This window comes from Hymenobacter frigidus, assembly GCF_014640435.1.
Lineage (GTDB): Bacteria > Bacteroidota > Bacteroidia > Cytophagales > Hymenobacteraceae > Hymenobacter > Hymenobacter frigidus.
Genome location: NZ_BMGY01000034.1, coordinates 39,578 through 49,970, shown reverse-complemented (window position 1 = coordinate 49,970; position 10,393 = coordinate 39,578). Strand labels below are relative to the sequence as shown.

Here is a 10,393-nt window from a genome sequence, read left to right as displayed (position 1 = left end):
ACGAACCCTTTCTCGAACGCCTCCTGGCAGCACTTTGCCAGCCCACCACATAGTGCGGTTGCTCTGACCCCCAACCCTACTTCTGCTACTGCAGCAGGCCCCGTCCGCCTGGCCATCGTCGACGACCACATTCTCTTTCGCAAAGGCCTGCGGGCGCTGCTTAGCGGCTACGCGGGCATTGAAGTGGTGTGCGAAGCTGGCAACGGCCAGGAGCTCCTGGAGCTCCTGGACCAGGGCAGCAGCCCCAACGTGGTGCTGATGGACATGCAAATGCCCATCCTCGACGGCCTGCAAACGACCCGCCTGCTCCGCACGCAGTTCCCCGCGGTGCGCGTGGTCATCATTTCCATGCACGACGACCCTTCGCTGGTGAGTACCGTGCTGGCCGAGGGGGCCCACAGCTACCTCGTCAAAAACACCTCACCCGAAGAAATGCGCAGCGCCGTACTGGCCGCCGCCGCCGCCGCCGGGGCCCGGTAGTGGGCTGATTCTTTCCCCAAATCGTAAGTAAAGCCTCACCTCCTGACGCGCAGGAAGTGGGGCTTTACTTACGAGCTGTACTCATCACAAAGTGGATTGCGGCTCTACAGTCGCTTACTTTTCGCGAAGCATTTCGTAACGAGTGTAATAGTCCGAAAACCGGCGCTGGCTTTACAGCGTGGCCGAAAGGCCCACCGTGAAGGTGCGGCCGCGGTTGAAGAAGGCCTGCAACTGGTCGAGGCCGCTGGTATTGAAATTGGCTTGATTCGACACGTCGGTGAAGTAGAATTCGTTCAGCACGTTCAGAATGGAACCTCTAATGCCCAGGCACAGCACCCGGTCTTTATACACGGGCTTGAAATCGTAGCCCATGTGCAGGTCGAGGTTGCGCGAAGTAGGCAGCCGATACGAGTCGGTACTGGATGCGGGGTCGCGGATGAGGTCGGGGTTGAAGGCCGAGTAATACTTGGTGAAGAGAAGGAACGAGGGACGGATATAAGCGCCACGGAACGGCTCGTAGCGCAGACCCAGCTGAAACTGATTCTGAGCGGCATCGCCCACGTGCACGCCGTCGAGGTACACGGGCACATCGCCTTCGTTGGTGCAGGTTGAACGCATTTAAAATGGGTCAGACCTTTGGAGCATGAACTGGCGCACTTTCTTTGCGGAGATGCCTGATTATCGAGCAAATCGGTGCAAAAAGCACCATTTGGTGGATATTCTCGTCATCGCCTTGTGCGCGCTCATTAGCGGAGCGGACGATTTCGAGGAAGTTGGAGCGTACGGCCGCCGCGAGGAAGCATTTTTTACGCACGTTTTTGGACTCATCCACCGGAATTCCGTCGCACGACACGTTCACACGGGTTTTCCGGCGCAGGACACCGACGCTTTCGGGCGCTGTCTTTACGCTTGGTCGGCGCAGGTGCTGGCCGGTGTTGAGGAGCCGTTGCAAGCGGTGAGCGTGGACGGCAACGTGTTGCGGGGGACGGCGCGGGCCGGGGCCAAAAAAGCGGCATCTGTATCGTCAGCGCGTGGGCCTCGACGCATTCGCTGGTGCTGAGTCAGGAAAAAGCGGCGACCAGAAGCACCCGGAAAACGGCCATTCCCGACCTGCTGCGGGCCCTGGACTTACAGCAAAACCTGGTCAGTTGCGCTGCGGCCGGCTGCCTTAGAAACCCGATGTGGTCTTTCGCGAGGACCGGCAACGCACCCGCCTCGACGACGGGCCGCTGAACCTGGCCACCGCCCGCCAGTTGGTCCTGCAAGCACTTCACCAAGTCCAAGACGCGAATAGCACCAAGAATCGACAGAAAATGGCGGGATGGAACGATGAGTATTTGAGGACCGTATTGGCTAAAATGGCCCCAATTTGAATGCGTTCAACCTGATAGATAATGGTTTAATCAAGAATGCACCACTGCCCATGCTTGGGGCATAGCAACGCCTTTTCGGTTTTTTAGGCTGCATCAATGGCTGTAGCTTTGGTGAATGAATCGCCCGCTAACTTTCTCTCTGGCCTGCCTGTGGTTAATCCTAACTGCTCATTCGGGCCGCGCCCAAACCTACCGCCTCAGCTTGAATGCAGAGAAGCTCGAAGTGCCCGCTGGCCCCTGGCAGGTGACGCGCGTGCTGGACCTGCGCTCCGACCGCAGCGAGCTGGGCACGGTGCACCGCGGCATGGCCAACGAAACGGTTTCGGCCGATTTTGTCCAACCCCTAACCGCGGAGTTGACGCAGTTTTTCCGCACGCAGCTGCCGGCCGTCGCGGGTGCCCGGCCGGTAGTGCTACGCGTGTTCACGCTGGCCCTGACCGAGGAAATGCGAGCCAGTGCCGAAATCGCCGAGGCCGAACTGGTGGCCGATTTCCTGGAGCCGCAACCCGACAGCACTTTCCGTGTGCTGCTAACCGTGGGCGAAACCACGCGCCGCAGCGGGCTGGAAGTAACTAAACGCCACGCCACCAACCTAGCGTTGCTGCTGCAACAGGCGCTGCGCAAGCTTGCCGCCCTGCCCGCACCAACCATCCCATCCGAAACCCTGACCCGTGCCGACGCCCTGGCCGGCCGCGGCGGCGCGGCCAACCCGCACTTTGCCATTCAGGCAGCCGGCGCGGCTCCCAAGCGCGGCCTGTACCGCAGTTTGCAGGAATTTCAAAACAACGCGCCGAGCGAGCCGGAGTTTCCGTTCGCAATTGAGCACATTGCCCACCCCGGCAAGCGCTGGGTCGGCACCGACGAGGTGCAGGCCAACTACTTGGGCACCGATGACAGGCACCCCACCCGACCCGTGAACACCGCTGGCCTCTGGGGCTTGAGCGACGGCCAAGAGCTGCTGATGGTGTATCGAAACCACTTTTACAAGCTGATGCCCGCTGCCGACAGCCGGAACTTCACCTTCACCGGTCCGCCGGTGTTCGATGAGAAAGCAGCGGCCAACATGGCGGGGGCTGCGGCTGTGGGGGGCCTTTTGGGTGCTGCCATTGCCAGCGCCGCCAACAGTGCGGCCCCCATGGACGTGTACGAACTGCACCTCGCCTCAGGCCGGGTAGTGGCGGCGCAGAACACCGGCCAGACCGATGCCGACGGCTTTGCCAAAGCCGTCGACTCGGCCCGCGTGTACGTGTACCGCCGGGCCGATGCCGCCAAAGACCAGCCCGTGAATTTCAGCGCCAGCGGCCAGCCAACCCGCCCGCTTCGCACCCGCCAATGGGCGGTCCTAACGTGGCAGGACCGCCGCCACGACCTGAAAATTTGCGTGCAAACGGGCTCCGGGCCTGAGGTCTGTCGCTCCTTCGTGCCCAACTTTTCGCAGCCCACTTACCTGGAGTGCGTGGTGCCAACCGACGGCAGTGCTCCCGCCCTGCGCCTGATACCGGCCAAAGAAGGGTTGTTTGAGTTGCGCCGCATCCAGCGCCTGACCGCGGCAGGCAAGTAAAATCAGTTAAAAATGTGGCGTTAAACCGCAGCTTTACTTTTAACTGATTAGCCTCAGACCAGCTCCACGGCCGGGTCCCAGAGCAGCTGGCCGAAATCCTGCACCCGGTCTTCTACCACGCGCACGCCCTCGGCTTCCAGGGCTTGCTGCATGGCATCGGGGGTGGCAAAGTGCAGGCGCCCGGTGAGGTGGCCCAGGCGATTGACCACCCGATGGGCGGGCACGTACTGCCCGGCGGTGTGGGCGGCCATCATGGCGTAGCCCACGGTGCGCGCCCCGTGCCGGGCTCCCAGGTAGTGGGCAATGGTGCCGTAGGTGCTCACGCGGCCGGCCGGGATAAGGCGCACAACTTCATGCACATCCTGAAAAAGATTGCGAGGCTCGGGAGAGTTGGGGGCAGTTGGCTTCATCGGGACGAAGATAGGGCCGGTCTATGTGATGGTGCCTTACGTCTAGTTTTCGGGAGATTTGCGCAACCTTTAACCCCAAAATCTGACTATAGAAGCGCTATTTGCCCAATCACGCGGCCGTATTGTTTACGGCGATGGAAAAGCGCTCTAACATCTATCGCCGTTCGTGCGTTCTCCCCAGTTATGAACTTGGAAAAAACACCCGTTGCACCTCCCACTACCTGGGACACCACCTCCACGCCTGCCCCTACCGCCGCCCCCGTGCCGCTCACGCCACCGGACCCGGAAACCCCGGCTTCCGGGGGCCGCGGCTGGCTGGGCTGGCTGATTGCGGCGGTGCTGATTACCGGGCTGGTTTTTGTCAAAATAAAGTACTTCCCCAGCACCACGGCCGACGATAAGAAAGGTGGCGGCGGTGGCAAAGGCGGAGCTGCCAAAGGCGGCCCCGGAGGCAAAGGTGGTGGGCAGCGCCTGGCAGTACAAGTATACGTGGTACGCGCTACCAGCCTGACCGACGAAGTGGCCGCCACCGGCTCGGTACTGGCCGAAGAATCGGTGATTATCAAAAGTGAGTTGTCGGGCAAAATCACCAGCCTTAATATCAAGGAAGGACAGGCCGTGAGTAAGGGCCAGCTACTGTTCAGCATCAATGCCGATGAAGCGCAGGCCGGCATTCGGAAGCAGGAATACAACATCAAACTGTTCCGCAACCAGGAAAAGCGCCAGCGCACGCTATTAGACAAGGAGTACATCAGCGCCCAGGAATACGAAACGTCGAATAATCAACTGCTCACGGCCCAGGCCGACTTACAAGCCCTGCGCGCCACCTTAGCCAAAGCCTACGTGCGGGCCCCCTTCGCGGGCGTGCTGGGCCTGAGCACTGCCACCGTGGGCACCTACGTGAGTCCCGGAGCCGAAATCACGACCCTTTCGAAAGTGCGGCCGGTGAAAATCGACTTTGCCGTGCCCGGCCGCTTCGCCTCCAACGTACGGGTGGGCGACGTGGTGAGCGTGCTCGACGAAGCCAACAATAAGAACTACGAAGCCAAGGTTTACGCCATCGACCCGCAAATTGACCCCGTGAGCCGCACCCAGCCGGTGCGCGCCCGCTTTGCCAACCGCAACAACGAGCTGCGCCCCGGGGCCTTCGTGCGCGTGAACCTGCAACTGGGCGAAACCGAGTCGGCGCTCCAAATCCCCACCGAATCGGTGATTCCGGAGGCCAGCGGCTACAGCGTATACACGGTGAAGAACAACAAGATGGTGCCGAAGAAGGTGAAAATCGGTATCCGTTCCGATAAGGTTATTCAGATTATCAGCGGCCTGGCCGTGGGTGATTCGGTGCTACGCACCGGCATCTTGCAGGTGAAGCCCGGCGACGGCGTTTTAATTACTAATTAATAATTAGTAATTAAAAATTGGGGTGGCTAATGAAAGAGGGAAATATAATTCTTCAAAAAAGCTATGCTTTTTTGGTTCGCATCGTGCGGCTCAGCCAGTTTTTGGTGAAAGAAAAACAAGCCTTTCAGTTGGCTGACCAGATTCGTCGCAGTGGAACTTCCATTGGAGCTAATGTGGAGGAAGCTGTTGGCGGGCAGTCGCGCAAGGACTTTGTTTCAAAATGCAGCATTGCGTACAAAGAAGCCCGCGAAACCCACTACTGGCTGCGCCTGCTGCGTGACACGAATTATTTGCAAAGCACCCAAGCCGAATCCCTACTGACCGACTGCGAAGAGTTGTTGAAAATCCTGACGGCCATCATCCGCTCCTCAAAACCTGAAGTACCCAATTATTAATTCTTAATTATTAATTGTTAATTAACAAATGAGTTTATCGTCAACCAGTATTAACCGGCCGGTCTTAGCCATTGTGATGAGCCTGGTCATCATCATTTTTGGTGTAATCGGCTTCCGGTACCTCAGCATTCGGGAGTACCCGAGCGTGGACCCGCCCATCATTACGGTGTCGGCCAACTATACCGGGGCTTCGGCCGACGTGATGCAGGGCCAGGTAACCGAGCCGCTGGAGGAAGCCCTGAACGGCATTGCCGGCATCAAGAACCTGACTTCGAACAGCCGCGACGGCCGCACCCAGATTACGGTCGAGTTCGACCTCGATGCCGACCTGGAAAGCGCCGCCAACGATGTGCGCGACAAGGTGTCGGGGGCCCAGGGCCGCTTGCCGCGCGACATTGACCCGCCCGTGGTGAGCAAGGCCAATGCCGACTCGCAGCCCATCGTCATCACGTACCTGAACAGCAACAAGCGCACCCTGCTGGAACTGACCGACTACGCCAACAACACGCTGAAGGAGCGGATTCAGACCATTCCCGGCGTGTCGGAAGTGCGGGTGTACGGCGAGCGCAAGTACTCCATGCGCCTGTGGCTGGACCCGGTGAAGCTCGCCGCCCTGCGCGTGAGCCCGGTGGATGTGCAGGCCGCCCTGACGCGCGAGAACGTGGAGCTGCCCAGCGGCGCGGTGTCCGGCGAAGCCACCCAGCTCACGCTGCGCACCATGGGCCGGCTGAGCTCGGTGGCGGACTTCAACAACCTCATTATCCGCAAAGATGAGGTGTCGCTGATTCGCTTGTCCGATATCGGCTACGCGGAATTATATCCTGAAAACGACCAGACCATCTTCCGGGTAAACGGCACGCCGGGCGTGGCCCTGGCCGTGATTCCGCAGCCCGGCTCGAACCAGATTGACATTGCCGATGCCTTCAACAAGCGGCTGAAAGAGTACGGCAAGGACCTGCCGGCCGACCTGAAGCTGCAGCCGGCCATCGACAACTCCATCTTCATCCGCGACTCCATTCGCGAGGTGGAGCACACCATCATCGAGGCCTTTGTGCTGGTGGTGGTCATCATCTTTTTGTTTTTGCGCGACTGGCGCTCCACGCTCATCCCGGTGGTGGCCATTCCGGTGTCGCTGGTGGGCATTTTCTTCGTGATGTACCTACTCGACTTCTCCATCAACGTGCTCACGCTGCTGGCCATCGTGCTGGCAATTGGCCTGGTGGTGGACGACGCCATTGTGGTGCTGGAGAATATATACAGCCGCATTGAGGCCGGCGAGGACCCCAAAACGGCGGCCACCAAGGGCACCGAGGAAATTCTGGTGGCCGTGGTGAGCACCACGGTGGTGCTGGCGGCGGTGTTTCTGCCGGTGGTGTTCCTCACGGGCATCACGGGGCGGCTGTTCCGCGAGTTCGGTATTGTGGTGGCGGGCTCGGTACTGATTTCGGCCTTCGTGTCGCTCACGCTCACCCCCATGATGTGCTCAAAGCTGCTGAAGCGCCAGGAAACCCACAACTGGTTCTACCGCAAGACTGAACCGTATTTTGAGCGGCTGATTGACGCGTATCAAAACAGTTTAAAGACCTTTTTGAACAACCGCTGGCTGGCCTGGGTGATGATAGCCGTGACGGGCGGCGGCATCTGGTTTTTCATGCGCGCCATCCCCGCCGAGCTGGCCCCGGTGGAGGACCGTAGCCGCGTGAGCATCAGCGCCACCGGCCCCGAGGGTGCCTCGTTCGAGTTCATGGATGCCTACATGGCGCAGGTGACCAAGCTGGCGCTCGACTCGACCGGCGCGGGCCTGAGCAGCGTGTTCACCGTGACCTCGCCGGGCTTTGCCGGGGGCTCCAACTCGGGCATCGCCCGGGTGCTGCTCACCAATGCCGACGAGCGCACCCGCACCCAAGACGACGTGGCCAAAACCATGACCAACGGCGTGAAGCGCCTCACGGCGGCCCGCACCTCGGTATCGCAGGACCAGAGCATTGGCTCGGGCGGCGGGGGCGGCCTGCCGGTGCAGTTTGTGGTGCAAACCCAGGATTTTGAGAAGTTGCGCGCCGCCGTGCCCAAGTTCCTGGACGCGGCCCGCCAAGACCCCACCTTTCAGTTCGTGGACGTGAACCTGAAGTTCAACAAGCCCGAGCTGCGCGTGAATATTGACCGCGAGAAAGCTCAAAGCCTGGGCGTGAGCGTGCAAAGCATTTCGCAAACGCTGCAATCCGGCCTGAGCGGGCAGCGCTACGGCTACTTTATTCGCAACGGCAAGCAGTACCAGATTATCGGCCAGGTGGCCCGCGAAGACCGCAACCAGCCGCTGGACGTGCGCTTGCTGTCGGTGAAAAACACGGCCGGCGAGCTGGTGCAGCTCGACAACGTTATTCGCCTGGAAGAAAGCAGCACGCCGCCCCAGCTCTACCGCTTCAACCGCTACAACTCGGCCACGTTCTCGGCCTCGCTGGCCCCCGGCAAGACGCTGGGCGATGGCATCGCCGCCATGCGCGCCATTGCCGACAAGAGTCTCGACGACACCTTTTCGACCGAGCTATCGGGGGCTTCACGCGACTTTGAGGAAAGCTCATCTTCCCTCCTCTTCGCCTTCGGCCTGGCCCTGGTGCTGATTTACCTGGTGCTGGCCGCGCAATTTGAGAGTTTCCGCGACCCGGTCATCATTATGGTCACGGTGCCGCTGGCCTTGAGCGGTGCATTGCTTAGCCTGTGGTATTTCAACCAAACGCTAAATTTGTTTTCGCAAATCGGCATCATCATGCTAATTGGCTTGGTGACGAAAAACGGTATTCTCATCGTGGAATTCGCCAACCAGCGCGTCGAGAAACACAACGTGGATTACATGACGGGCCTGATTGAGGGGGCCACGGCGCGCTTCCGGCCCATTTTGATGACGTCACTGTGCGCCATTCTGGGCATTTTGCCCATTGCCATTGCCACGGGCGCAGGCGCCCTTAGCCGCCGGGCCATGGGCATTGGCGTGGTGGGCGGCCTGTTTTTCGCCACCGGCCTCACGCTCTACGTGGTGCCGGTTATGTACTCGTATTTCGCCACCGCCAAAAAGCACAAGCCCAAGGCAACCGAGGCAGCCGTAGCGTAACTCTCCTCCTCATTTGAGGTGGGGACGCTGGCGCGAAGCGTCAGCTGGGGTGGTGCCACTCGTTGAACGATACCCGAACGAAGCGGCTGCAAGTCGTTCAACGCCCTCCGGTAGCACCACCCCCGTTCGCGCTGAAGCGCGAACATCCTCTCCTTGGTAAGGAGGGCAATTTGATGTTCTGACCCATTCGCATGAAATCGTTTTTCTTTCTCTTCCTCCTTCTGTTACCGCTCCTCAGCCCGGGTCAGCGTGCTCCGGCGCGGCCGCAGCAGCTCACCAGGCAACAGCTGACTAAACCGGCCACGGTGCCCGCCGCGCCGCCACTTTCCTTGCAGGAGGCCATTGCCACGGCGTTGCAACACAACTACGGCATCCTGCTTTCGCGCCGCGATGAGCAGATTGCGGGCAACAACGTGACCCGCGGTAACGCCGGCCAGCTACCATCCCTCACCGGCAATCTCACCCGGACGTTCAATAACAACAACATCAACCAGCGCTTTGGCGGCAACGACCCGCGCGTTATCAACGGGGCCACGTCCAACATCTTCAACACGAATGTGACGCTGGGCTGGACGATTTTCGACGGCTTCGGCATGTTCATCGCCTACGACCGGCTGAAGACTCTGCGCCAGCAGCAACAGCAAATAACCCGCGCCACGGTGGAAGAAACCGTGGAAAACGTGACCAACGCCTACTACGACGTGGTGCGCCAGGCCGGCAAAATCACCTCGCTGGAAGCAGCCCTCAAAATCGGACAGGCCCGCATCGACCTCACCCAGGCGCAGGTTGAAGTGGGCGTGAGCGCCAAGGTCGAAGTCCTCACGGCCCGCGTGGACTACAACGCCGACCGCAGCCTGCTGCTGCAACAGCAACAGGCGCTGACAGCCGCCAAAATCACGCTGAACAATCTCCTCGGCCGGACGCCACGCCTCGACTTTGCGCCTTCTGACAGCTTAGTAGTAACGCGCGACTTGCGTGAGGATGTGATGACGGCCGGTATCAAGGCTAACAACCCGCGCCTGGCCCAGGCCCGGCTGGGTGCCGATGTGGCCACGTACAACCGCAAGCTTGCCCGGGCCGCACGCTTTCCGCAGGTAGGCATCGTGTCGGGCTACGGCCTCAACCGCAACATTAACAACGCTGCTTTCGCGGGCACCGTCCTCACCACCAGCACCAACCAGGTGCAGGGTCTGAACTACGGAATTACGGCCTCAGTGCCCATTTTCGACGGCTTCAACCTGCGCCGCCTTGAGCAAAACGCCCGCGTGGTGGAAGAGCAAAGCCAGCTCAGCCTCGACCAAACGACCTTGCAACTCGATGCCGATGCCGCCACGGCTTTTGCCCAGTACCAGAATTTCCTGCAGCTACTCGACCTTGAAGAAACCAACATCCAGCTGGCCCGCCAGAACGTGGACATTGCCCTGGAGCGCTATCGCCTCGGCCTGCTCACGCCCCTGGCCCTCCGCGAGGCCCAGCGCAACGAGCTGGCCGCCGAAACCCGCCTGCTGGATATCCGCTACTCGGCCAAACAAGCCGAAATAGCCCTGCGCCGTTTGAGCGGCGGATTGGTGCGGGGGTAGCAAGGGCTGACCCGGCCGCAACACAGGCAGTATAGAAACGCAAAAGAGACCGACCCCACCGGGGCCGGCCTCTTTTAGTTAGCGGGG

The 10,393-nt window shown here is 60.4% G+C and carries 9 protein-coding genes; 7 read left to right on the top strand and 2 right to left on the bottom strand.

Annotated elements, in window-relative coordinates; genetic code table 11:
- The coding region (locus IEW17_RS15570) for a response regulator (protein WP_188562980.1) at window positions 1-480 on the top strand (480 nt) is incomplete at its 5' end.
- A 171-nt stretch (window positions 481-651) separates the two neighbouring features.
- Here IEW17_RS15570 and IEW17_RS15565 read toward each other — a convergent pair.
- Window positions 652-1,098 (bottom strand): TonB-dependent receptor, encoded by a 447-nt coding sequence (locus IEW17_RS15565; RefSeq protein WP_188562979.1) that lies wholly within the window; start codon window positions 1,096-1,098, stop codon window positions 652-654.
- A 25-nt stretch (window positions 1,099-1,123) separates the two neighbouring features.
- On the opposite strand from IEW17_RS15565, the gene IEW17_RS15560 reads away from it, so the two are divergent.
- Window positions 1,124-1,540, top strand: coding sequence for a transposase family protein (locus tag IEW17_RS15560; protein WP_188562978.1), 417 nt, complete (start codon window positions 1,124-1,126; stop codon window positions 1,538-1,540).
- 428 nt (window positions 1,541-1,968) lie between these two features.
- Window positions 1,969-3,414: a hypothetical protein gene (locus IEW17_RS15555; RefSeq protein ID WP_188562977.1), complete on the top strand. Its 1,446-nt coding sequence runs from the start codon at window positions 1,969-1,971 to the stop codon at window positions 3,412-3,414.
- Between the two features lie 53 nt (window positions 3,415-3,467).
- On the opposite strand, the gene IEW17_RS15550 is transcribed toward IEW17_RS15555, so the two are convergent.
- Window positions 3,468-3,824 carry an MGMT family protein gene (locus IEW17_RS15550; protein ID WP_188562976.1) on the bottom strand — a complete coding sequence of 119 codons (357 nt, stop codon included), beginning with the start codon at window positions 3,822-3,824 and terminating at the stop codon, window positions 3,468-3,470.
- 183 nt (window positions 3,825-4,007) lie between these two features.
- Here IEW17_RS15550 and IEW17_RS15545 point away from each other — a divergent pair, with 183 nt between their 5' ends.
- From IEW17_RS15545 to IEW17_RS15530, 4 genes are all read left to right on the top strand, one after another.
- Window positions 4,008-5,225 (top strand): efflux RND transporter periplasmic adaptor subunit, encoded by a 1,218-nt coding sequence (locus IEW17_RS15545; RefSeq protein ID WP_188562975.1) that lies wholly within the window; start codon window positions 4,008-4,010, stop codon window positions 5,223-5,225.
- A gap of 29 nt (window positions 5,226-5,254) precedes the next feature.
- The gene (locus tag IEW17_RS15540) at window positions 5,255-5,620 is read left to right on the top strand and encodes a four helix bundle protein (RefSeq protein WP_188562974.1); all 366 of its coding nucleotides are present in this window, start codon (window positions 5,255-5,257) and stop codon (window positions 5,618-5,620) included.
- A gap of 28 nt (window positions 5,621-5,648) precedes the next feature.
- Entirely contained in the window at window positions 5,649-8,726 is a 3,078-nt protein-coding gene (locus IEW17_RS15535) for an efflux RND transporter permease subunit (RefSeq protein ID WP_188562973.1), read from the top strand.
- 191 nt (window positions 8,727-8,917) lie between these two features.
- On the top strand, window positions 8,918-10,306 hold the full coding sequence (locus IEW17_RS15530) for a TolC family protein (protein WP_188562972.1): 1,389 nt from the start codon (window positions 8,918-8,920) through the stop codon (window positions 10,304-10,306).
- The last annotated feature ends 87 nt before the right edge of the window (window positions 10,307-10,393 follow it).